Source organism: Bordetella sp. 15P40C-2 (assembly GCF_009763235.1).
GTDB lineage: Bacteria > Pseudomonadota > Gammaproteobacteria > Burkholderiales > Burkholderiaceae_B > Bordetella_A.
The window spans coordinates 71,915-95,951 of sequence record NZ_WSJA01000002.1; the positions used below are offsets into that span (position 1 = coordinate 71,915).

The 24,037-nt window shown below is 62.3% G+C and carries 20 protein-coding genes; 11 read left to right on the top strand and 9 right to left on the bottom strand.

The genetic code is table 11. The features are described 5' to 3' along the window. The first annotated feature begins 1 nt into the window (after window position 1). From tcuA to def, 4 genes are all read left to right on the top strand, one after another. Window positions 2-1,417, top strand: a complete 1,416-nt coding sequence (gene tcuA / locus GOQ25_RS01225) for an FAD-dependent tricarballylate dehydrogenase TcuA (protein ID WP_160348620.1) — start codon at window positions 2-4, stop codon at window positions 1,415-1,417. Continuing rightward, a complete protein-coding gene (tcuB, locus tag GOQ25_RS01230) occupies window positions 1,404-2,642 on the top strand; it encodes a tricarballylate utilization 4Fe-4S protein TcuB (protein WP_370519856.1) in 1,239 nt (412 codons plus the stop codon). Before tcuA ends, tcuB begins: the two co-directional genes overlap by 14 nt. Before the next feature lie 141 nt (window positions 2,643-2,783). Further along, window positions 2,784-3,179 (top strand): lactoylglutathione lyase, encoded by a 396-nt coding sequence (gene gloA, locus GOQ25_RS01235; RefSeq protein ID WP_160348621.1) that lies wholly within the window; start codon window positions 2,784-2,786, stop codon window positions 3,177-3,179. A gap of 17 nt (window positions 3,180-3,196) precedes the next feature. After that, on the top strand, window positions 3,197-3,730 hold the full coding sequence (def, locus tag GOQ25_RS01240; RefSeq protein ID WP_160348622.1) for a peptide deformylase: 534 nt from the start codon (window positions 3,197-3,199) through the stop codon (window positions 3,728-3,730). A gap of 95 nt (window positions 3,731-3,825) precedes the next feature. On the opposite strand, the gene GOQ25_RS01245 is transcribed toward def, so the two are convergent. From GOQ25_RS01245 to GOQ25_RS01260, 4 genes are all read right to left on the bottom strand, one after another. Beyond that, window positions 3,826-5,142, bottom strand: a complete 1,317-nt coding sequence (locus GOQ25_RS01245; RefSeq protein ID WP_160348623.1) for an MFS transporter — start codon at window positions 5,140-5,142, stop codon at window positions 3,826-3,828. Between the two features lie 87 nt (window positions 5,143-5,229). Further along, window positions 5,230-8,127 carry a cytochrome c gene (locus tag GOQ25_RS01250; protein WP_160348789.1) on the bottom strand — a complete coding sequence of 966 codons (2,898 nt, stop codon included), beginning with the start codon at window positions 8,125-8,127 and terminating at the stop codon, window positions 5,230-5,232. An 89-nt stretch (window positions 8,128-8,216) separates the two neighbouring features. Continuing rightward, window positions 8,217-8,759 carry a (2Fe-2S)-binding protein gene (locus tag GOQ25_RS01255; RefSeq protein ID WP_160348624.1) on the bottom strand — a complete coding sequence of 181 codons (543 nt, stop codon included), beginning with the start codon at window positions 8,757-8,759 and terminating at the stop codon, window positions 8,217-8,219. 30 nt (window positions 8,760-8,789) lie between these two features. Further along, window positions 8,790-9,944: an FAD-dependent monooxygenase gene (locus GOQ25_RS01260; protein WP_160348625.1), complete on the bottom strand. Its 1,155-nt coding sequence runs from the start codon at window positions 9,942-9,944 to the stop codon at window positions 8,790-8,792. 308 nt (window positions 9,945-10,252) lie between these two features. Between GOQ25_RS01260 and GOQ25_RS01265 the strand changes: the two genes are divergently transcribed. The 5 genes from GOQ25_RS01265 to GOQ25_RS01285 all read left to right on the top strand — a co-directional run bounded on the left by GOQ25_RS01265 (window position 10,253) and on the right by GOQ25_RS01285 (window position 15,750). Then, window positions 10,253-11,107 (top strand): alpha/beta fold hydrolase, encoded by an 855-nt coding sequence (locus GOQ25_RS01265; RefSeq protein WP_160348626.1) that lies wholly within the window; start codon window positions 10,253-10,255, stop codon window positions 11,105-11,107. 63 nt (window positions 11,108-11,170) lie between these two features. Next, the gene (locus GOQ25_RS01270) at window positions 11,171-12,256 is read left to right on the top strand and encodes a 2,5-dihydroxypyridine 5,6-dioxygenase (protein WP_160348627.1); all 1,086 of its coding nucleotides are present in this window, start codon (window positions 11,171-11,173) and stop codon (window positions 12,254-12,256) included. Continuing rightward, complete coding sequence (locus tag GOQ25_RS01275) at window positions 12,253-12,921, top strand: isochorismatase family protein (RefSeq protein ID WP_160348628.1); 669 nt, start codon at window positions 12,253-12,255, stop codon at window positions 12,919-12,921. The genes GOQ25_RS01270 and GOQ25_RS01275 overlap by 4 nt, the downstream gene beginning before the upstream one ends. A 14-nt stretch (window positions 12,922-12,935) precedes the next feature. Continuing rightward, the gene (locus GOQ25_RS01280; RefSeq protein WP_160348629.1) at window positions 12,936-15,248 is read left to right on the top strand and encodes a molybdopterin cofactor-binding domain-containing protein; all 2,313 of its coding nucleotides are present in this window, start codon (window positions 12,936-12,938) and stop codon (window positions 15,246-15,248) included. Then, a complete protein-coding gene (locus GOQ25_RS01285; protein WP_160348630.1) occupies window positions 15,229-15,750 on the top strand; it encodes a MarR family winged helix-turn-helix transcriptional regulator in 522 nt (173 codons plus the stop codon). Before GOQ25_RS01280 ends, GOQ25_RS01285 begins: the two co-directional genes overlap by 20 nt. A gap of 10 nt (window positions 15,751-15,760) precedes the next feature. On the opposite strand, the gene GOQ25_RS01290 is transcribed toward GOQ25_RS01285, so the two are convergent. Continuing rightward, entirely contained in the window at window positions 15,761-17,977 is a 2,217-nt protein-coding gene (locus tag GOQ25_RS01290; protein ID WP_160348790.1) for an acyl-CoA dehydrogenase, read from the bottom strand. A gap of 222 nt (window positions 17,978-18,199) precedes the next feature. Here GOQ25_RS01290 and GOQ25_RS01295 point away from each other — a divergent pair, with 222 nt between their 5' ends. Further along, window positions 18,200-19,429, top strand: a complete 1,230-nt coding sequence (locus GOQ25_RS01295; RefSeq protein ID WP_160348631.1) for a nucleoside recognition domain-containing protein — start codon at window positions 18,200-18,202, stop codon at window positions 19,427-19,429. Here the strand turns inward: GOQ25_RS01295 and GOQ25_RS01300 are convergent. From GOQ25_RS01300 to pyk, 3 genes are all read right to left on the bottom strand, one after another. After that, window positions 19,411-19,746, bottom strand: coding sequence for a hypothetical protein (locus GOQ25_RS01300; RefSeq protein ID WP_160348632.1), 336 nt, complete (start codon window positions 19,744-19,746; stop codon window positions 19,411-19,413). The genes GOQ25_RS01295 and GOQ25_RS01300 overlap by 19 nt on opposite strands. A gap of 61 nt (window positions 19,747-19,807) precedes the next feature. Then, entirely contained in the window at window positions 19,808-20,113 is a 306-nt protein-coding gene (locus tag GOQ25_RS01305) for a hypothetical protein (RefSeq protein WP_160348633.1), read from the bottom strand. A gap of 269 nt (window positions 20,114-20,382) precedes the next feature. After that, window positions 20,383-21,825, bottom strand: coding sequence for a pyruvate kinase (pyk, locus tag GOQ25_RS01310; protein ID WP_160348634.1), 1,443 nt, complete (start codon window positions 21,823-21,825; stop codon window positions 20,383-20,385). Between the two features lie 163 nt (window positions 21,826-21,988). Between pyk and GOQ25_RS01315 the strand changes: the two genes are divergently transcribed. After that, a complete protein-coding gene (locus GOQ25_RS01315) occupies window positions 21,989-23,131 on the top strand; it encodes a glycerate kinase (RefSeq protein WP_160348635.1) in 1,143 nt (380 codons plus the stop codon). Between the two features lie 111 nt (window positions 23,132-23,242). Here the strand turns inward: GOQ25_RS01315 and rsmA are convergent, their stop codons facing one another. After that, window positions 23,243-24,031 (bottom strand): 16S rRNA (adenine(1518)-N(6)/adenine(1519)-N(6))-dimethyltransferase RsmA, encoded by a 789-nt coding sequence (gene rsmA, locus GOQ25_RS01320; RefSeq protein WP_160348636.1) that lies wholly within the window; start codon window positions 24,029-24,031, stop codon window positions 23,243-23,245. Window positions 24,032-24,037 lie beyond the last annotated feature (6 nt).

A 24,037-nucleotide genomic window follows, 5' to 3' on the forward strand; every position in this document is an offset into this window, starting at 1 on the left:
CATGATAGACGTACTGGTGATAGGCGGTGGCAATGCCGCACTATGCGCAGCCCTGATGGCGCGCGAGGCGGGAGCCAGTGTCCTGATGCTCGAAGCCGCGCCCAAAGAATGGCGTGGCGGTAACTCCCAACACACGCGCAACCTGCGCTGCATGCACGATGCGCCCCAAGACGTGCTGGTCGATGCCTACCCCGAAGAGGAATACTGGCAAGACTTGCTCAAGGTCACGGGCGGCATTACTAATGAACACCTCGCTCGCCTGGTGATTCGCGCCTCGTCCACCTGTCGGGATTGGATGCGCAAACATGGCGTGAATTTCCAGCCGCCATTATCCGGCGCGCTGCACGTGGCGCGTACCAACGCGTTCTTCATGGGCGGCGGCAAAGCGCTGGTCAATGCCTACTATCGCAGCGCCGAAGCGCTGGGCGTACAGATTCGCTACGAGTCGCCGGTCGATTCGCTGGAACTGGACAACGGCCGCTTCGTGGCCGCGCGCGTGGGCAACGAACGCATCACGGCGCGCGCCTGTGTGCTGGCCGCGGGCGGATTCGAATCCAACCGCGAGTGGCTGCGCGAGGCATGGGGACAGAACGAGCGCGGCGAATGGCCGGCCGATAACTTCCTCATCCGTGGAACCCGTTTCAACCAAGGCGTGCTGCTGAAGTTCATGATGAATGCGGGTGCTGACATCATCGGCGATCCGTCGCAATCGCACTGCGTGGCGATCGATGCGCGCGCGCCCTTGTATGACGGTGGCATCTGCACGCGTATCGACTGCGTGTCGCTGGGCGTGGTGGTCAATCGCGAAGCCAAGCGCTTTTACGACGAGGGGGAGGACTTCTGGCCCAAGCGTTACGCCATCTGGGGCCGGCTGACCGCGATGCAGCCGGGGCAGATCGCCTACTCGATCATCGATTCCAAGGCCATCGGTCGATTCATGCCGCCCGTCTTCCCGGGGGTGAAGGCAGATACGCTGCCCGAACTCGCGAGCAAGCTCGGTCTGGACGAAGCGCAGTTCATGCAAACCATGAACGAGTACAACGCATCCTGCCGCGTGGGCACGTTCGATCACACCTCGCTGGATGATTGCCACACCGAAGGCGTCACGCCCGCCAAGACGCACTGGGCCCGTCCGATCGACACTGGTCCGTTCTACGGCTACGCGCTGCGCCCGGGCATTACCTTTACCTATCTGGGCCTGAAGGTCGACGAGACCGCCGCGGTTCGATTCAACGACAAACCCAGCGACAACCTGTTTGTCGCCGGTGAAATGATGGCCGGCAACGTGCTGGGCAAAGGCTATACGGCTGGCGTCGGCATGTCGATCGGCACGGCATTTGGCCGCATTGCCGGCACGCGCGCCGCCCAAGCAGCGCTGGCGCAACGCGCCGTAGGAGCACAACGTGAAGCAGCTTGAAGCCCTGACCCAACAGGCCCGTGACGCTGCCGCACCGGCAATGATGCCGCGTTCGGCCAGCGCCGCCGTGACGGAACAACCCGTCCATTTTCACGCCAAGGGTGCGTCCATCACGCCCGCCACGCTGACCGACGACGAGACCGAAGTCGCACGCGTGATGCAGATCTGTAACGCATGCCGGTATTGCGAAGGGTTCTGCGCGGTGTTCCCGGCCATGACGCGCCGGCTGGAATTCGGCAAGGCCGACATCAACTATCTGGCCAACCTGTGCCATAACTGCGGCGCCTGTCTGCACGCGTGCCAATACGCGCCCCCGCATGAATTCGGCGTGAACGTGCCCCAGGCCATGGCCAAGGTTCGCGTTCAGACCTATAGCGACTATGCCTGGCCGGCTGCGTTGGGCAAGCTGTACAAGCGCAATGGTCTGACGGTGTCGATGGCCGCGGCTGCCGCGCTGGCGCTGTTCCTGGTGCTGACCGTCATGATCAATGGCAGCCTGCTGCATGCGCCGTTGGCGGGAAATTTCTATGCGATCTTCCCGCACAACACATTGGCGCTGATGTTTGGCGTGGTATTTGTGTTCGCGATCATCGCGCTCGGTATCGGGGTAACGCGTTTCTGGCGGGAGGTATCCCCAGGCAGCGCCTCAGGGGCGGCGGTCGCGGAAGCCACGCACAATGTCCTGCGCTTGAAGTATCTGGATGGCGGCCATGGCAAGGGGTGCAACAACGCCGATGACGCGTTCACGCTGCTGCGCCGGCGTTTCCATCACCTGACCTTCTACGGCTTCATGCTGTGCTTTGCCGCCACGTCGGTCGCCACGCTCTACCACTATGCCTTTGGCTGGGAAGCCCCGTATCCGTACTTCAGCCTGCCCGTGATTCTGGGCACGGTTGGCGGCATCGGTCTGCTCATCGGGCCGGCGGGTTTGCTGTGGCTGAACGTGAAGCGCCATCCGCTGCAAGGCGACACCGCGCAACGTCCCATGGATCGCGGATTCATCGCGCTGCTGTTCTTGATCAGCCTGACCGGCCTGCTGCTGCTCGCTCTGCGCGATACGCAGTTCATGGGCCTGCTGCTGGCGATCCACCTGGGCGTGGTGATGGCGCTGTTCCTCACGCTGCCCTACGGCAAGTTCGCTCACGGTATCTATCGCAGCGCATCGCTGTTGAAATGGTCGATCGAAAAACGGCAGCCGGACCCGCTGAAACTGGGTTCTGACTGATCCGTCCCTGACGGCTGCCCCTCGAGGCAGCGCCAGACATCGCGCGGCGTTTTCTGCATTCGCAGGGAACGCCGCGCTTGTTTTGCTACGATGTCGATGTGGGCCACGAGCCTTGTTTTCAATTAGAAAAAGGAATTCCTCATGCGTCTCTTGCATACCATGCTGCGAGTCGGCAATCTGGACAAGTCGATCGACTTCTACACCAACGTACTGGGCATGCGCCTGTTGCGCCGTAAAGACTACCCGGAAGGCAAATTCACCCTGGCTTTTGTCGGGTACCAGGACGAGAGCGAAGCGGCCGCGATCGAGCTGACCTACAACTGGGACACCGATCACTATGATCTGGGCACCGGCTATGGTCATATCGCCATCGAGGTCGATGACGCCTACGACGCCTGTGAAAAGGTCAAGCAACGCGGTGGCAAGGTCACGCGCGAAGCCGGCCCGATGAAGCACAGCACCACCGTCATCGCCTTCGTCGAGGACCCGGACGGTTACAAAATCGAATTCATCCAGAACAAAAACCGCGTCGACTAAGACCCGGCACTGCCGCCATGATTCATTCCATCCTGAAAATGGGCGATCCCCGCCTGTTGCGCATCGCTCAGCCCGTGCAGGCCTTCGACACGCCGGAACTCGACGCCCTGATCGCGGACATGTTCGAGACCATGGAACACGCGCGCGGGGTCGGCCTGGCCGCGCCGCAGATCGGCGTGGACCTGCAGGTAGTGATCTTCGGGTTCGAGCGCAACGAGCGCTACCCCGATGCGCCGGCGGTACCGCAGACCGTGTTGTGTAACCCGGTCATCACACCATTATCGGACGAACGTGAAGACGGCTGGGAAGGCTGCTTGTCCGTGCCTGGCATGCGCGGACTGGTGCCGCGTTACCGGCATATCCGATACAGCGGCTACGATCCCAAGGGCGAGCGTATCGAGCGCGAGGCCGAGGGCTTTCATGCGCGCGTGGTGCAGCACGAATGCGACCATTTGATCGGGCGCTTGTATCCGTCGCGCATCGAGGACTTTTCGAAGTTCGGTTTCACCGAAATTCTGTTCCCCGGGATGGATCCAAATCAGGACGACTGAGGCGGCGGTTCAGGCACCGCCATCCGTCATAGCGGCAGAAACGACAAGGGGGCAGACATCCAGCGATGTCTGCCCCCTTGCTCGTCAGGCTCTGGTTAATCCAGCGCGCGGTTGCGCGATTCCACGTCGACCAGCTTGATCGCGATCGCGCCCACCACCAACATGCCCGACAGCACGAACAGCGACAGCGTGAACTGTGTGGCCATGATCGGGGCAATCAGCGCCGGGGCGAACAAGCCGCCCAGACGCGCCATCGCGCCAGCCATGCCCATGCCGCTTGCGCGCAGATCCGTCGGGTAGACCTCGGGCGTGAACGCATAGAGCGCGCCCCACGTACCCAGCAGCGAGAAGCTCATCAACAGCGTCGAACCCACCACCAGCGGTACCGAGGTGCCCAGGCTATACAGCAAGCAACCCACCGCGCTGAGCAACAGGAAACCGATCAAGGTCGGCTTGCGTCCGAAACGCTCGACCGCATAGGCCGACAGCGCAAAGCCCGGCAACTGTGCCAACGCCAGCACGATCAGGAATTCCTGACCACGCATGAAACCCAGCCCTTGGGCCGAGAGTTTGACCGGCAGGTACACGAACACACCGTAGTAGGCGATGGATATCAGCATCCATGCGGCAAGCAACGCAATCGAGCGGCGCGCCAGACCCGGGCTGAACAGCGCGAGCACGGACTTGCGCTCCATGCTTTGCGGCTCCAGCGCGGAGATCGTGACGGGCTTGCCGTTCGTGGCAGCCACGCGCTCAAGCACGCGAGCGGCCTCCGCGCCCTTGCCGGTTTTGTTCAGGTACAGCGGCGACTCAGGCACGTAGAAACGCAACACCACACCCACGATCGCCGGGATGCCGGTGACAAAGAAGATCACGCGCCACGCATCGTCACCATAGGACGCGGCGAACAACGCGAGGATCGCCAGCAGGATGGTGCCCACGGCCCAGAACGACTCCAGCCACACCAACCAACGGCCACGACGTTGCGCCGGCAGGAATTCCGCCATCATCGTGTAGTCCACAGGCAGCGTGCCACCCACCCCGATACCGGTGATAAAGCGCAAGACCAGCAGCCAGGTGAAATCCGGCGCGAATGCCGACGCCACACCCGCGCAGGCATCGATAATGACAGCGAGCATCAGCACGGGACGCCGGCCGATACGGTCAGCCAGCCGCCCGAAGACGAATGCCCCGATCAGCATGCCAACAAAAAACATCGTGCCGGTTTGCAGCGCTTGAGGAATGGTCAGACCGAAGGTCTTGGCAATCGATGGCGCACTGAATCCGATCGACAACACCTGCATCGCGTCGGCCATCCAGACCAACCCGAAAATCACAAACAGCCGGTACTGGAATTTCCCGACCCCTACGCTATTCAACCCTTGTTCAATCGTTATTGTTGATCCTGCCATGGCTACTCCTACGCGGTTTGGCCGTTGCTCGTCTCGCGCTTTCGCGCAGTTAAATAATCAGGCTCAGTAATGCAGTGGCATGCCGCATCAATGGGCTTGATCCCGTATTCGACCGATCAACGCGCGGCTATCGGTCCACTCAGGTTCTTGCGGCGCAAAACGCGCCCTTAAATAACTCAACAGATCCTGCACTTGATCATCGTCCAGACTATCCTTGAATCCAGGCATGTAGCCCAGCTCGTCATTGGCCGGATTTTGAATTCCATGCAGAATCACCTGCACAAGATTGTCTGGTGTTGCAGCGTACAGGTTCGTGTTCGTCGACAACAAAGGCTTGACGCCGAAGAGCGTGGGCCCGGAAGAGGCCTCATGGCAGACCGCGCAAGCGTTTTGATAAATACGTTCGCCATTGGCCCGGCCCGCGAATACGCGCGCGCTCGCGTCGGCGGTCAGCGTCTCAGCGGCTGCGGCAGGCTTGGGGCTGCCAGGCAGATTCAGCAAATACGTCGCGATGGCGCGCACGTCCGATTCGGGCATTTCGGCCAACCCATGTATCACCGGTGCCATCGGCCCCGCGGCCACGCCATGGTTGGCGGAATAACCGGTGCGCAGGTATTGCACCAGCGAATCTTCGGTCCAAGGGCGCGCGCCCGTGGCCAGACGATTCAATGCCGGGGCCTCCCAGCCCTCGGCCTCACCGCCGGCCAGATAATTCTCTATTCCGGTCTTCTCGGCCCCCAACGCGTTGCGCGGCGAGTGGCAAGCCGCGCAGTGACCCGCACCCTGCACAAGATAAGCGCCACGATTCCAGGCGAGCGACTGCGTGGGGTCCGGCTGATACACACCCGATTCATGGAAAAGCACATTCCATCCCGCCAGCAGCCCGCGCATGTTGTACGGGAACGCCAGCTCGGTCTTGGGCGGTTCGCTGCGCACGGGCGGCTGCACCATCAGATAGGCGTACAAGGCCTGCATATCGGCATCCGTCATTTTGGCGAATGCCGTGTAGGGAAAGGCGGGGTAAAGCTGCCGCCCGTCGCGGTGCACGCCCTCGCGCATGGCGCGTTCGAACGCGCGATACGACCACTGTCCGATGCCGGTCTCGTTATCCGGCGTGATGTTGGTGGTGTAGATGGTGCCAAACGGCGTGTCCAGCGCCAGACCGCCAGCATTCTGCTTCCCGTTGGGCGCGGTATGGCAGACCACGCAGTCGCCGGCGGCGGCCACCAGCCTGCCGCGCTCGATCGCTGCGGCGGAATATAAAGAGACATCGGGGCCTGCGGTAGGGGCGATAGCCGGCTTGAGCGGCCACGCCATGCTCACCAGCCCCGCCACGGCGCTTGCCCCGGCGGCGAGCCATACGCCACTGCGCCGTAGCCAGCCGCGTGACGCTGCATCCTTTGCGAGCGGCGAGGTGCCAGCGAGCTCGTCGCGCAGTTTCGCCGCATTGAACGGCACTTCGCGCAGGCGCACACCCGTGGCGTTGAAAATCGCATTGCCAATCGCGGCAGCGGCGGGCAAGGTCATCACGCCATCGAGCGCGAGTTGACCGCTATCGACAGGCCTATCTATCGCCGTCTCGCCTGCCACCTGCAGCGAGGACGACGCCACATCAAAATCTGTTTGTGCGAAACTCGCGCCCGCGCCGGCTGCGCCCCAATCATCAAAGGACGCGGGAGCCTGCAACAAGCGCCGCGCGGCGTTTAATAGCAGCGGGTCCTGTTCGCGAACCGTTGCTTGCTGGGCAGTTTGCAGGGACTGGCTGTCGTGGCCAACCACCAGGCGCGTCACATCGACGCGTCCCGTTTTGGGTTCGACTTCCACTTCGACGACCCAAGCTGCCCAGGTCTCACTGCCGTTCTCGGTCGTTTCAGCGTCACGTACATGCGCGGCGGCAAAGCCTCGTCCGCGCAGTACTGACGTGGCGCCATCGTCATGCCTACGGACCGTCAATGCCGAATCGGCTGCCCCGATTTCCGACTTACTGGGTCCTTCATGCGGCAGCCGTGACGCCTCGCGCGGCGCGCCCAACGCAGCCCAGTTCGCTTGCTCGGCCACACGCTGCGTCAGAGTTCGGGCGGGCCCGGGCGGTAACTGCGCCAGCCGATACGCCACCGGATCCGCTTTGGATTGTGCCGCCTGCTCATCCAACCAGGTTTCTTGCGCGAACACCTGCAAGGCCTCAAGCTCGGCGAGCGAAGCATGCGTCAGGGGTCTGCCCGAATCCAAGCCCGCCGGCGCCTGCACCGGCGAATCCATGACTTGCGGCCAGGCCACGGGATCGGCATGCATGGGCTGGCTGAGCAGACGCGCGAGACTGGGGCGCAGCGCCCAGGGCGTTTCAGATATCCATGCAGCGTCCGTGGCGGACACCGACGGCGAGGTTGCTCCACCGGTGGTATCCGCATGTTGGCGAGATGGCGCCGTCGCCCTACGATGCAATCGGATTTCGGCGCCCTGGCCCACGCTGCGTACCGGCAAGCGTACCGGCCGACCGACCGCGCGCGACAGCAGGCTCGCATCGGCCGCAGCATCCAGTACATCCAGCGGATGCGAGCGGTGTGCCACACCCGACTCAACCAGCGTGATGCGTTCAGGCGCCAGCCCTAAAAGCGCGCCGAGTTCAGCGCGCACGATTTCTTGATATGACGGGGGGCAGGATAGCCACACCGTTGCATGGCTGGACGAAGACCACGCCGTTACCAACGGGTTATCTTGCCCAGCTTGCGGCATTGTGTGCCAGGTATAGGCGGGTGCCTCGCCATCGGTCGCTTCACCCGAAGCGCGATTGGCCGCGATGTCGCGCGACTGCCAGCGCACCCGCAAGGCTTCGGCGGCCTGGCGGGCCTGGACGGCCGAGACGGCCACCACCCCCACGTAGTTCGCCAAGCGCACCACCTGCACGACGCCGGATTGCGACGATGTCGCGTCAATATCGATATCAATGAGCTGCGTGCCCACATAACGCTGGCCATCCCAGCGCATTTTGGCCGGACGCACCAGCGCGCCATGCAGAACGCCCTCAGGCACAGCTACCGGCTGCGCCTTGCTGACGTCGATGAGATCGGCGCCACTCACAGCTTTTTATCCTCGGAAGGAGACGCGATAGAAGCTTGCGCACGCAGCACGGCGGCTTCGCGCGCGGCCTCCAGAATTTCCAGATGCGTGCCACAACGGCACAGGTTATGACGCAACTCTTGCCGGATCATCGTTTCGGAGGGATTGGGATGACGCCGCAACAAGGCCTCAACCGTCATGATCATGCCATTGAGACAATAGCCGCACTGCGCAGCCTGACAAGAGATGAAGGCTTGTTGCGTCGGTCCGGGACAACGGCTGTCGCCCAGCCCCTCCAAGGTCGTGACCTCGCGGCCTACAGCGCCCTTGACCGGGATGACACACGATCGTGCGGCTACGCCATCGATCAGCACGGTGCACGCCCCGCATTCCCCGAGACCGCAGCCGTACTTCGGACCGTTCAGGCCCAAGTCGTTGCGTAGCACCAGCAATAGCGGCGTGGCCGCGTCCGCCACAACCGCACACGCCTGACCGTTGACCGATAACGAAATCGTGTCAGGGTGATCTGCAGCGCTTGCAGCGACGGCGTGGCGGTTCATGACGAGGGCCCTGAATAAAAAGGTGAGAGCTTACGCCGCCTTGGACTTCGGGTCGACGAGCGGCACACTGAACACGTCGTAACCGAAGCACCACGAAGGATCTTCGTTCGTGCGCAGCCAGGTGTTGTCATGCGAGATACGCTGGACCTTGCTGGCGCGCTCGGCACGGTTGGCTTCGTACAAATCGAAGGCGAGTTCGTAGTTGTTCACGCCCACTTCCTTGAAGCAACGGGCCAGCATTGCGGCGTCTTCGATCGCCATTGCGGCGCCTTGCGCCATGTGCGGCTTCATCGGATGGCATGCGTCACCCAACAGCACCAGACGGCCACGGCTCCACAACGGCAGCGGATCGCGCTCGAGAAGCGACCATTTGGTGACCTCCACCGTGGCCTCGATCAGTGCTTGCACGGTGGGGTGCCAGCCTTGGAAGGCCTCGCGCATTTCGTCCTTGCTGCTGGGCAACCAACGATCTTTCAGGTCCCACTCTTCGACCGGCACGCCGGTCACGTAATAGAGCTCGTCCTGCTTGCCCGTGACGAAGTAGGTCATCATGTGGCGATCGTCGCTCCACCACTTCACGCACGGGTCGAAAGGCAACATGCCGTCTTTGACTTGCGGGGTCGGGAACACGGCGCGGTGTGCCAGATAGCCGGCGTACTTTGGAGGCTCGGGTCCGAGCAGTTCCTCGCGGATACGCGAGTTCACGCCATCGGCGCCGACGACGAGGTCAGCCTCGGCCATGGAGCCATCGGCGAAGTGCAGATGCACCACATCGCCCTTGTCCTCGACTTTGACCAGATGCTTGTCAAAGCTGATCATGCCATCAGGCAGCGCGTCGATCAGCAAGGCATGGAAATCGCCGCGATGCACGGTGAGGTAGCTCGCGCCATATTCTTTGACCGCATAGTCGCCCAGCGGGATCTGCGCGAGCACGTCGCCCGTCTGCCAGTGACGGCTATACCAGAATTCCGGATGCGAACCCTGCTCGTTCAGCGCGTCCTCGATACCGATACGGCGCAGAATCTTCATCACGTTGGGGCCGACGTGGATGCCGGCGCCCTGACGCGAGAACGACGGCGCCTGCTCATAAACGTGAACGTTATACCCTTGCTGGGCCAGCAGCGAAGCAGCGGCCGCGCCTCCCAGGCCAGCGCCGATGACGGCGATTCGAGGTTGTGCGGACATACAGAAAACTCCTAGCAGTCAAAAATTCGCGCCGACGACCGCAATGTCAGGGGTCGGTTTGAGGATTATCAATACAGCGTATACGCTCTTTTTTTAAAATTTACCGGCACCCAGAATGAAACACAAGAATTCAATGCACAATCTATCTAGGTGTTTTCCCTAGAGTTTTCTGGCCGCTACAGCGCATTGCGGCACGCTGGCAATTTCTATATATTGAGCGTCTACGCTGTATTTTTCGAATACTCCCTCATGGATGCCGCCCGGAGACCGGGACGCTCCGTGCCGACCTCTTTTCTCTGGAGACTCAAGTGCCCACGACGCAAGCGTCCCCCTCCACCTTTCTCTACGGCGCCAACGTGCATGCCAACGGCATCCGTCAACACTACCTGCGCTACGGCGGCCAAGACGGCGCGCGCGCGGAACGTCCCTCCATCGTGCTGATCCCGGGGATCACCAGCCCGGCTGTCACCTGGGGCTTTGTCGCCGAACGCCTGGGTCAGCATTTCGATACCTATGTGCTGGACGTGCGCGGCCGCGGTCTGTCGTCGTCGGGTCCTGGTCTGGACTATGGCCTGGATGCGCAAGCCGCTGACGTACTCGCCCTGACCGAGGCGCTGGGTCTGACGCGTTACGCCTACGTGGGCCACTCAATGGGCGCGCGTATCGCGGTACGCGCTGCGCGTACGCAACCCGCCGGCCTGACGCATCTGGTGGCCGTCGATCCTCCGGTATCCGGCCCCGGCCGTCGCCCCTACCCGGCCAAGTTGCCCTGGTATGTAGACTCGATCCGCCAGGCCACGCACGGCATGGATGCCGAGGCGATGCGCGCGTTCTGCCCGACCTGGACCGAGGCGCAGCTGCGTCTGCGGGCACAATGGTTGCACACCTGCTATGAACCGGCCATCGTGCAGAGTTTCGAGGATTTTGGCCGCGACGATATCCATGCGGATCTGCCGAAAATCCAGACCCCCATGCTGCTCATGACCGCTGAACGCGGCGATGTCGTGCGCGACGAGGACGTGGCGGAATGGCAAAAGCTCGCCGGCCAGACTCAGCATGTGCGCGTGCCGGATGCGGGGCATATGATTCCGTGGGATAACGAGGAAGGTTTCTACGCCGCGTTCGGTGATTTTCTGGGTCAGCGCCTGGACGCTGTACGTTAACGCATCGCCTCACGTTGCTTGCGGTGGCTAGCCGCCCCCCTCTCTCGCTATTTGGAGCCCGCCATGTCCGTCAGCGATATCGATCTGATCCACGCCTGGAAACAGGTACTTAAACTGTCCAAACTGGAAGCCGGTCAAACCGTCACCGTGCTCACCGGCGCCGATACGCATCCTCAGACCTTGCGCTGCGCAATCGCCGCGGCCAGCGACATGGGCGCTCGGGTCAATCGTCTGGACTTACCCCCCGTCAATGCCGAGAAGTCGCTCTCTCGCGATTCGTTGGCCTATTTGGGCACCACGCCACTGACCGGCAATCCCGCCGCCATTGCTGCGCTGAAGGCCAGCGATCTGGTGCTGGACCTGATGACGCTGTTGTTCTCGCCCGAACAACACGACATCCTGAGCAGCGGCACCAAGATCCTGCTGGCCGTCGAGCCGCCCGAGGTCCTGTGCCGGCTCGTGCCCACCGAGGCCGATCGCGCACGCGTCATCGCCGCGTCCGAGCACATCAAAGCCGCCAAGGAAATGCACATCACGTCCGAGGCCGGCACGGATCTGCGCTGCCAGCTCGGCGAATTCCCCGCCATCTGCGAATATGGCTTTGTCGATGAGCCAGGACGTTGGGACCACTGGCCCAGCGGCTTTGTGCTGACCTGGCCTAACGAAGGTCAAAGCCAGGGCGTCGTCGTGCTGGATCGTGGCGACATCCTGCTGCCGCTCAAGGAATACGTCAACGACCCGATCAAGCTCACGATCCGCGATGGCTATGTCCGCGCCATCGAAGGCGGCTTGCAAGCCGAGATCCTGCGCGAATACATGGCCTCGTACGAGGACCCCGAAGCCTACGCGGTGTCGCACGTGGGCTGGGGTCTGCAGCCGCGCGCGCATTGGTCGATGCTGGCTCACTACGATAAAGAATCGCATATCGGCATGGACGCCCGCGCGTTCGAAGGCAACTTCCTGTGGTCCATGGGTCCCAATAACGAAGCCGGCGGCAATCGCACTACCGCTTGCCACATCGATATCCCGATGCGTAACTGCTCGGTTCGCCTCGACGGCCAGGCGACCGTGATCGATGGCGTGGTTCAGGATAAAGAAGGCCTCGCGCGCGCCGAGCGCCGCAAACAACTCGTTGGAATCGTGCAATGAACACCGTCTCGACTCAAACCATTCCCACCGACGGCGTCAAGGGCGACGTCTCGGCCTATGCCCGTCAGGGCTTTGGCACCCCGCTGCCTTTGAAAGCGCCGTTTGGCCTGTTGATCATCGACTTCGTCAATGGATTCGCGGATCCGGCGGTGTTTGGCGGCGGCAATATACCCGAAGCCATGGCGCAGACCGAGCACCTGCTGGCGCACGCGCGCGCGCAGGGTTGGCCAGTGGCGCATAGCCGTATCGTATTCGCCGACGACGACGCAGACACGAACATCTTCTGCCTGAAAGTGCCCGGCATGCTGACCTTGAAAGAAGACAGCCCCGCGAGCCAAATCGTGCCGCAGCTCGCGCCCGCGCCGGGCGAGTACGTGGTGCGCAAGAGCACGCCCTCGGCGTTCTTTGGCACCATGCTTGCTCCATGGTTGGCACAACGCGGCGTGCAGACCTTGCTGGTCGCAGGTTGCGTGACCAGCGGATGCGTGCGCGCCAGTGTGGTTGATGCCATGCAATCCGGTTTCCGCCCCTTAGTCGTGTCCGATTGCGTGGGCGACCGTGCAATTGGCCCGCATGATGCCAACTTGTTCGACATGGCGCAGAAATATGCCGCGGTCATGCCGCTGGCGCAGGCCATCGCGGACACGCAGGCTGTCTCGCGTTAAGCAATCGCGTTGCCATGAGTCTGCCCTCGCCCAAATCCCTGCATGATGGGTTGCTGAATCAACAGGGCGTCCTGTTGATTGTCCGTGACCCCGTCGCCCCACCCAAGCCCGCGCCCGGGCAACCCGGGGCGCCCACGGATTATGTGCCGGAAACGCCGGAGATATTCATCGCAGTGCTCGATGCACCCGAAGCGCCTGGTGGTTGGCGGGTGCAAGCCTTTAACGGGCATGTGGATCTGGGCACGGGCATACGCACTTCCCTCGCGCAGATTGCGGCCGAGGAAATCGAGGTCCCGTTCGAGCGGCTGGACATGGTGCTCGGCCATACCGAGGCCGCGCCAAACCAAGGCCCCACGATAGCCAGCGCCACAATACAGATCTCGGCAGTACCACTGAGGCGCGCGGCCGCGCAAGCGCGCGAGCATTTGATAAAGCTCGCGGCCGAACATTGGCAGGTGCCTGTGCATGCGCTACAAGCGCGCGCGGGGGCCATCGTATTCAAAGATGCGTCGGACACACGCAGCTTGCACTACGGAAAATTGGTACGCGGCCGGCATGACCGACTGACGCTTGCCGAAGATGTGCCTCTGAAGCCTGCGTCATCCTATGAGATCGTGGGCAAGGCGCACAACCGCGTCGACATCCCGGCCAAGGCGACCGGTGAACTCACCTTTGTGCATGACGTGCGCGTGCCCGGCATGCGGCATGGCCGTGTCATTCGCCCCCCTTATCCGGGACGCGATGGCGGGGACTTCATCGGGCATAGCTTGATCGCTGTCGATGAGTCGTCTGTCGCGCATCTGCCGGGCAATGTACAGGTCGTGGTCAAAGGCGACTTCGTCGGTGTGGTGGCGGACCGCGAGGAACAAGCCATCGCCGCCATGCGGGCTCTGAAGATCCAGTGGAAACCTATACCACCCGCACCAGATTTGAGTGATCTGGAGACCGCGCTACGCGCGAACCCCTCCGAGCCGCGCCCGCTCCATCGACAAGGCCAGCCCGATGAAGTGCTAGGCGCGACGCCGCCTGCGCACGCGCGCCACGTCGTGCGCCGCAGCTACGTCTGGCCCTATCACATGCATGGCTCGATCGGCCCGTCATGCGCGGTGGCCGACTATCGAGATGACCGTTTGATCATATGGTCCGGTACGCAGAATCCGCATATGCTGCGCACCGATCTGGACCGGTTGCTGCAGCTGGGCGAAGGCAATATCGAGATCGTCCGGTACGAGGCGTCTGGCTGTTATGGCCGCAATTGCGCCGACGATGTGTGTGGCGATGCCGCGCTGCTCGCCATGGCCGTGGGCGCGCCCGTGCGCGTGCAACTGACGCGCGAACAGGAACATCAATGGGAGCCTAAAGGCACCGCCCAGCTGATCGACTTGCAAGCCGCCACAGACGCAGACGGCAATCTGCTCGCCTATGACCTCGGCGTACGATATCCGTCGAACGATGCGCCCCTGCTCGCGCTATTGTTGACCGGCACGATCTCCAATCAGCCGCGCACCTTGCAAATGGGTGATCGCACCGCGATGCCGCCCTATCGTTACCCTAATATGAACATCGTTTGCCATGACACGCCGCCGTTGGTGCGCGCATCATGGCTGCGCGGCGTGTCGGCACTGCCCAATGTGTTCGCGCACGAAAGCATGATCGACGAACTGGCGCATCTGAGCGACGCCGATCCGCTTGAATATCGGTTGCGGCATCTGGACGACACGCGCGCGCGTGACCTGATTGCCGCCGTCGGCGAACGCGCGCAATGGCGCCCACATACCCCCGGTAGTCGGGGCGTTCCCGGCGCGGATGGCTTGTTACGCGGGCGCGGCCTGGCCTATGCGCGCTATATCCATAGCAAATTCCCCGGCTTTGGCGCGGCATGGGCCGCCTGGGTGGTGGACATCAACATCGACCCGGTCACCGGCCGTCTGCGCGTGGACCGTATCACCGTGGCCCAGGATGCCGGCATGATGGTCAATCCCGCGGGCGTGCGCCATCAAGTGCATGGCAACATCATCCAGGCTTTGAGCCGCACCCTGCTTGAGCAGGTCACCTTTGGCCCGCAAGGTGTCACCAGCCGCGAATGGGGCGCCTACCCGATTATCAACTTCACCGACATACCCGAGGTCGATGTATTGCTGATGCCACGACAGGATGAACCGCCGCTGGGTGTGGGCGAATCGGCATCATTGCCTTGCGCGCCGGCTATCGCGAATGCCATTTTCGATGCCACGGGTTTACGCCTGTGTGCGCCGCCTTATACTGCAGAAAAACTGCGTTCAGCTCTACAACAAACCCATAGCGTCAATGACCCGATCCTCGCCTGACCTGCCGCAAACCGCCGCTCGCACCGCCACGGAGGACTCGAGTAAATACCAGTTTTCCACGCAGGTAGGTCACTTGCTGCGTCGCGCCTATCAGCGCCACACCGCGCTCTTTCAGCAATTCATTCCGGATTCGAAGCTCACGGTTGCGCAGTTCGTGGTGATGTGCGCGTTAAACGAAGATGGCCCCACCTCAATCGCGAATCTGGTCAAGGCCACTGTGATCGATCAGGCAACCATACGCGGCGTGGTAGATCGTCTGAAAAACCGCGAACTCGTGAGCTTGCAGGCGGATCCCGCCGACCGTCGCAAAGTCATGGTCGCGTTAACGGCGGACGGTCAGCAGCTGGTGATCGAGATGCAACCTTTCGCCCGCGCGATTACGGAGGAAACGTTCGGCCCCCTCAACGAAGCCGAACGTGTCGCCTTGCTGTATTTGCTGCGCAAAATGACTGACGCCGAAGCGGGCACGAAATACCCCGACCTCGACCAGATGGGCTCGTAGCAGTCCGGCTTTACACCGACGGACGCGCAAACTCGCCCGGCATAAAGTCATCCACCGCGACCACCTGGCTGACCGCATCTTGCGCGGCTTCAATTTCGCGAGCCTGTTCATCAGTAATCGCCCCCGCCTGATGCGCCAGCCGCCAATCCCGCACACCCTCGCGCTTTAACCGGTCAAGCAGCGGTTGCACGGCATGCACCAACGCGAAGGCGCGCTCAAGTTGTGCGACCGCATCATCGCCCCGGCCCCGCTGCAGATCGGCCACGACACGGGCACGCGTGGGCGATGGCGACAACAACAGCTCGGCACACTCTCGCGTCAACGCATCGCTCGGGCCCCTGTTCAAACGTACCGGCAAGACGATCGCGCGCAGCGCCCATGCCAGGGGACGTTGCGGCAGATTCGCCAGGACCTGATCGAATCGGGTCTCCAGACGCGCGCAGCCGTCGTCCATGCACCATTGCACCAGTGGCAAGTCCGCCTGACAGCGACCATCGTCTTCCCATCGCTTGAGCACCGCCGACAACAGGTACAGCTCAGCCAGGATATCGCCCAGACGCCCCGACAGCATCTCGCGCCGTTTGAGCGCACCGCCCAACACACCCATGGCGACATCCGCCACCAACGCGAACGCCGACGCATAGCGGCTCAACCGCCGATACTGCCGCGCGATCGGGCCGCTAGAGGGCGCGCGAGTCAGCAGCCCGCCGGTCCATGCCCGCCCCCAGGCACGAAAACCGTTCTTGACGCTATGCGTCAGATGCGTCCAGAACACATCGTGAAAGGTCTGCAGACCGCGCGCTTCATCCTTGTCCCCCAACGCCAGGATTTCGCGCATCAGATATGGATGCGCGCGGATGGCGCCCTGCCCGAAAATGATCAGGCAACGCGTCAGAATGTTCGCGCCCTCTACCGTGATGGCTATGGGCAACGCGCGATACAAGGACCCCAGATAATTCGATGGCCCGTCTATCACCGCCTTGCCGGCGTGCACGTCCATCGCATCATTGACCGACTCGCGCATACGCTCGGTCGCGTGATACTTCATGATCGCTGACACCACAGCGGGTTTATGCCCCTGGTTCAACGCCGCGCAAGTCAATCGGCGCGCCGCCTCGACCATATAGGCATTACCCGCCAGTCGGCCCAGCTTTTCCTGCACGCCTTCAAAGCGCCCGACCGCGATGCCAAACTGCTGACGCACCCGCGCATACATGCCGGTCACATGGGCGCTATAGACGGCGGCAGCGGCCGATAGCGAAGGCAAAGAGATCCCGCGCCCTGCCGCCAGTGCGCTCATCAGCATTTGCCAGCCGTGGCCGGCTTTGCCTGGCCCGCCGATCAGCGCATCCAACGGTACAAAGACGTCTTTGCCTTCGGTTGGGCCGTTCTGAAATACCTGCATAGAAGGCAAATGGCGACGGCCGATCGTGACGCCAGCGGAATTGGTCGGCACCAACGCGACAGAGATCCCGATGTCGGTCTTGCCACCTAGCAGACCATCGGGGTCCTGGAGTTTGAACGCCAGACCGAGCACGGTGGCAATCGGACCGAGCGTGATATAGCGCTTGCGCCAATTGAGGCGAATCCCCAGCACTTGTTGCCCATCGACGACCTGGCGGCACACCACGCCGGTATCCGTCATGGAGGCCGCGTCCGAGCCCGCCTCGGGGCTTGTCAGGCCAAAACACGGGATCTCCGTGCCGTCGGCCAGACGCGGTAGCCAGTAATCCCGCTGTTCGGGCGTGCCGAACTGCAGCAGCAGCTCGCCTGGGCCGAGCGAGTTAGGCACCATCACCGTCACGCCGGCCGTGACCGAATACGCGGAAATCCGGCGCACGATCTCCGAATGCGCATACGGCGAAAAACCCAGGCCGCCGTAGGAGGTCGGAATAATCATCCCGAAAAAGCGGTGTTCGCGCAGGAACCGCCACACGGCCTCGGGCAGATCGCCGCGACGCCAGGTGATATCCCACTCGTCCAGCATCGCGCACAACTGCGTGACCGGCCCATCCAGAAACTGCTGCTCGGCCTCCGTCAGCGTGGCGCGAGGTACGGAGAGCAATTTATTCCAGTCCGGATCTCCGGTGAACAAATCGGCGTCCCACCACACATCGCCCGCGTCGATGGCCTCGCGCTCTGTGTCCGACAATCCTGGCATTGCCTTGCGCGCCCAGCGAAAGGCAGGCTCCGAAATGCGCCGACGACGCCATGCGTTGAAGTCCATATGCAACCTTTTATTCACAGTCTCCGCGTATCCCTATCAAGCATACCGAATTGACGCTCCCTGCACATGGGATGAATCCCGTATATCCGGCCAGAACGCACCGTCTGCCCGGCTCGCACCCGAGTTACAGGCGGGCAGAACAGAAATCGGTGCGCGTTGGGGCAAGTCTGCGACAATGAGCGTCGCCATGCACGGCACGTTAACGCTGTCTTCGTCTTCGTCATGCTCAATAAACTCTGGTTGGGATTTTTTCTCGCGGCCGCCGCCGCCGCGCTGCATCGCTGGCTCTATATCGGTGATCCCGAAGTGTTCCGCCAGATCGTCGGCAGCTTGTTTGACATGGCGCGCGTCTCGGTCGAGGTCATGGTGCTGCTGTTTGGCACCTTGACGCTGTGGCTAGGCTTTCTGCGTATCGCCGAGGCCGCCGGTCTCGTGGAAAAACTCGCGGTGCTGCTGGGACCTTTGTTCGCGCGCCTGATGCCCGAGGTCCCGCGTGGCCATCCCGCCATTGGGCTGATTACCCTGAATTTCGCCGCCAACGGTTTAGGCCTGGATAATGCCGCGACGCCGATCGGGTTGCGCGCCATGCGCGAACTGCAGACGCTGAACCCCAGCCCGGACACCGCCAGCAACGCGCAAATCCTGTTTCTGGTGTTGAACGCATCGTCACTGACGCTATTGCCGATCACGGTGTTTATGTTTCGCGCGCAGCAAGGCGCCGCCGATCCCACCATGGTGTTCCTGCCTATCTTGCTGGCCACCAGCGCGTCCACGCTCGCGGGCTTGCTGTCTGTCGCGCTGTGCCAGCGTCTGAAGCTCTACGATCCCGTGGTGCTGGCCTGGCTGGGTGGCGTAGCGCTGCTGTTGGGCGGGTTCATGGCGATGCTGGCCGGGATGTCTGCCGTGGCCATTGCCACGCTATCCTCGTTGATGGGCAACCTGATGCTGTTCGGCATTCTGCTGGCCTTTCTGATCATTGGCGCCTACAAGCGTGTCCCCGTCTACGAAACCTTTATCGCGGGCGCGAAGGATGGTTTCGATGTGGCCAAGAGTCTGTTGCCCTATCTCGTGGCCATGCTCTGCGCGGTAGGCGTGCTGCGCGCCTCGGGTGCCCTCGATATCGCGCTGGACGGCATCCGTTGGCTCGCGCACGCCATTGGCTGGGATACACGGTGGGTGGATGCGCTGCCGACGGCCCTGGTGAAGCCGTTTTCCGGCAGCGCCGCACGCGCCATGATGCTAGAGACCATGAGCCATTTCGGTGTGGACAGCTTTCCCGCGCTGCTGGCTTCCGTCATGCAGGGCAGCACCGAAACGACTTTCTACGTGCTCGCCGTGTACTTCGGGTCGGTCGGCATCCTGCGCGCGCGCCATGCAGTGGGGTGCGCGTTGTTGGCCGATCTCGCCGGCGTACTGGCGTCGATCGCGGTGTGTTATTGGTTTTTCGCGTAACTCAATCGTGGCAATTCCACTGCGATGTTGCCCAATCTGAGTTCGTCGAGGGTTGTCATCAGTCCATAGATTGTTCCGACAAATGCGGCGGCCACGGGAGGCGTATACGCAGGGCCATGTGGACTAAAGCGCGCCGTTGCGAACGCCAGACCCGCACCTACAGCGGCTGCAGGTAACGCGCCCCAGTCGCACTTCCCTTGCATCATGGAGCCCGTGGTATGGCCGAGAAAGCCGCCTATACCTCCTAACATCGCCAAATATGCCTCTTCCATACCACCGCCGACGCGCGAAGCGTCGTGTAAAGAAATTGTTTGCATCGTGTTTCTCCAAATGGTTAATGGTTAGGTTGGCGAATCGAGTCGCCGTCTTCGGTAGCGCTCACGCCCTGACAATCGACATGCTGGGAGCGTTGGTGGCTGAGGTGTCGTTATGTACCACCGGCGCGCTTGAAAAGCCGAAATCGATGGCGCTATGCAAAGCGCCAGCCAGTGCGCTGGCAGCGACAGCGTGCCCCGGGGACATGAGGCTGCTCGGGACGCCAGGAACGTAGCTGGCAATGGTAGGTACGACCCATCCTGTGCAGACTTGCTGAATCACCCCCGCGGGCGAGCAGCCCCCCAGAAGCTGCGATCCGAGCACATAGCCGATTGGGGCGCCAAAACTACCGAATAGAACGAGGGACATGCGGTCGATCCCCCCCGAAGCACGCTCCAAATGACATAAAGAGATTTCATGCATCGTTAACTCCAACCTTGATGTTGTACGGGCTTGCGAACTTATCTTGCTAACAATGCGGTGTCCCGCCACGCCAATTCGACGATCGGGGCACCGCATCACCGGCTTTATAGTTGTGTCAGTTCAGCCCAGGTTCGGAGTTCGCGGTGGATGCGAGAAACCAGACTGCGCGAAGGCTATGCGCAGTCAATATGCTATGCGAAACGCTGAATCCCGCCTTATTCCACCACCAGGATTTTCATCCCGTTGGTCCCGCCGCTATCGCGGTAGGAATCGCCCTTGGTCAGGATCACCCAGTCGCCCGGCTGCACACGGCCACGTTTTTTCAGTTCGCCGATCGCTGCGTCGCTCAGTTCCGACGGGTCATATGCCGATGGATCAAATGGCACCGTATATACCCCTCTGAACATCGCCGCGCGATGTTGCGTGTGGTGATGCGGGCTATAGCAATAGATCGGCACCGCCGACCGGATGCGCGACATAATGAGCGGCGTATGGCCGCTTTCGGTCAAGGCGATGATGGCTTTGACGCCGGGGAAATGGTTGGCCGCATACATGGCCGCGAGTGCGATCGTCTCATCGCAACGCGTAAATGTTTCGCCCAGGCGATGATGCGACTTCATGCTGGTGGGATGCTTTTCCGCGCCCAGGCACACGCGTGCCATCGCCTGCACCGCTTCGACGGGATATTTACCCGATGCGCTTTCAGCGGACAACATGACCGCGTCGGTGTAATCCAGCACCGCATTGGCAACGTCGGATACCTCTGCACGCGTGGGTAATGGACTCGAGATCATCGATTCCATCATCTGCGTGGCAGTGATGACCACTTTGTTCAGCGTGCGCGCGTGCTGAATGATGCGTTTCTGGATGCCCACCAGTTCCGCGTCGCCCACTTCGACCCCCAGGTCACCACGCGCGACCATGACGCCATCGCTGGCGCGGATCAATGCGTCCAGGGCTTCGTCATCGACGACCGCTTCGGCGCGCTCAATCTTGGCGACAATCCACGCGTCGCTGCCGGCGGCGCGCAGCAATTGGCGCGCTTCGTCGATGTCACTGCCATAACGCGGGAACGAGACGGCCACATATTCCAATTCAAGTTCGGCCGCCACCAGAATATCGGCGCGGTCCTTATCCGTCAGGCTCGGCGCGGACAATCCCCCACCACGACGATTAATACCCTTGTTGTTCGATAACGGGCCACCGACCGTCACCGTCGTATGCACGGCATCATCGACAATGCGATCCACAACCAGCACCACGCGGCCGTCGTCGAGCAACAGCTCATCGCCAGGCTTGCAGTCCTGCACCAGTTCGGGATAGTCGATTCCGACAATCTCTTTCGTGCCCTGGTGTTTGGGGTGACTATTCGACAGCACGAACTTATCTCCGACATGCAACTCGATCTGCTTATCGGTAAAGCGCGCGATACGGATCTTTGGCCCTTGCAAGTCACCCATGATGGCGACATAGCGACCTTGCTTCTCGGCGGCTTCGCGCACGAGGCGCGCGCGCTCGCGGTGATCGTCGGCCGTGCCATGCGAGAAGTTCAATCGCGCGACGTCGATGCCCGCACGCACCAGGGCTTCCAACTGCTCGGGCGTGGACGTCGCGGGCCCTAGCGTGGCGACAATTTTGGTGCGACGCAATACTGACATGAATCACCTCTCTGACATTGACAACGAACGACCTATGGTACGACACCCTCGCATGATTGATGAGATATGGCGTACAAACCCGGCGGGCTCTGCGGGTATTATTAACGCGTTTCATTGACTGCGCGCGATCCCAACTCCTTTTATCTGACTCTCAACGATCAACGTGAAAATCGTCATCGCTCCCGACTCGTTTAAAGAAAGCCTCTCTGCCCCCGACGCAGCCGCTGCCATCGCGCGGGGTGTCAAGCAAGCGTACCCGGATGCGGAGACGATATGCATCCCGATGGCCGACGGTGGCGAAGGCACGGTAGCCGCGGTGCTGGCGGCAACCGGCGGCCAATGGCGCACGACCCGCGTACGCGGTGCATTGGGCGAACCCATCGAAGCTCCCTGGGGCTGGCTCGATGACGCCACGGCCGTGATCGAAATGGCCGCCGCGGCGGGTCTGGAGCAAACACCGCCCGACAAACGCGATCCCATGCGCGCCAGCAGCGGTGGCGTAGGGGAGCTCATCCTCGCGGCGCTCGATGCCGGGGCGCAGCGCATTATCCTGGGCTTGGGGGGTTCGAGTACAAATGATGGCGGCGCGGGCCTGCTTGCCGCATTAGGCGTACGTTTCTTGGATAGCAATGGCAGCACCCTGCCCTGCGGCGGTGCCGCGCTGGCAAACCTCGACCGGCTGGATATGTCGAAGCTTGATGCGCGGTTGGCGCAAACCCGGATCGAGATTGCCTCCGATGTCGATAATCCGCTGTGCGGCTCGCAAGGTGCATCGGCGATTTTTGGCCCCCAGAAAGGCGCCACAGCCGAGCAGGTCAAACTGTTGGACGACAGCTTGCGGCGGTTTGCCGATGTCTGCGCGCGCGACCTCGGGCGAGATCTGCGCGATGCGCCCGGCGCGGGTGCGGCGGGCGGTCTGGGGTTTGCCGCGCATGCATTTCTAAACGCGCGCTTTCGCCCCGGCGTCGAGGTAGTGGCCGAACTCGGAAATCTGGCGCAAGCCATGGCGGGCGCGGCGCTCGCCTTCACCGGCGAAGGCCGCATGGATGCGCAGACCTTGCGGGGCAAAACGCCCGCCGGTGTAGCGCGTATCGCCCAACGTGCAGGCGTCCCGGTGGTCGCGCTGGCAGGTTCGTTAGGGGCGGGTTACGAGGAACTGCATGCCGGCGGCATCACGGCCGCGTTCAGCCTGGCGCCCGGGCCCGTGACGCTGGAACACGCCTGCGAAAACGCTGCCCAGTACTTATGTGATCGTGCTCGCGACGTGATGCAGCTGTGGTTGGCGGCTGGGAAACGCAGGCTGTAAACGCGCAGGCTGTAAAGGGCTGGCCGGCACGAGCCGGCTGTCAATGCCTGGCGGGCTATCGCGGGTGATAGGCCGCTGAATATCGTCCACGACGAGGCTGATCCCAACCGCTTACGCCGCAACCACTCCGGCTTCCACCAGCGCATCGGTCATGCCGATGAACTTTTCGACAGAGACTTCCTCGGCTCGCGCGGTGGGCGCGATATCCAGCACTTCCCAGGGAACCTGCGCGGCCCAATCGCCCAAGGCCCGTCGCAGCATCTTGCGACGCTGCGCGAACGCGCGCGCGACCACAGTTTCCAGTGCCGAATCGCTAACCGGTCGCAAACGGTCAGCGGGCAATGGCACCATACGCACGACCGCCGACACCACGCGCGGCGGCGGATCGAAGGCTTCCGGCGGCACGTCGAACAGCTTCTCCATGCGATAGCGCGACTGCAGCATGACCGACAGCCGGCCATAGTCGGCGGTTCCCGGCTGCGCCACCATGCGATCGATCACCTCGCGCTGGAGCATGAAATGCTGATCGCGCACGGTATCGGCCGCGCCCATCAGATGGAATAGCAACGGACTGGAGATGTTGTAGGGCAGATTGCCCACCACCCGCAGTCCCTCGCCCAGCGCCCCGAAATCCACCGTCAAGGCATCGGCCTCGATCACGGTCAGGCGCTCGGCGGGATGTTGGCGACGCAGCCGCGCCGCCAGATCGCGGTCGATCTCGACTACGGTCAGGTGCTTGAGGCTGCGCAGCAAGGGCTGCGTCAGCGCCGACAAACCCGGGCCAATCTCGACGATGTGATCATCGGCGGCGGGCGCAATGCCCCGCACGATCCCTTCGATCACGCTGTCGTCGGTCAGAAAGTGTTGTCCGAAACGCTTGCGCGCCTGGTGCTTGCTCATGAATGC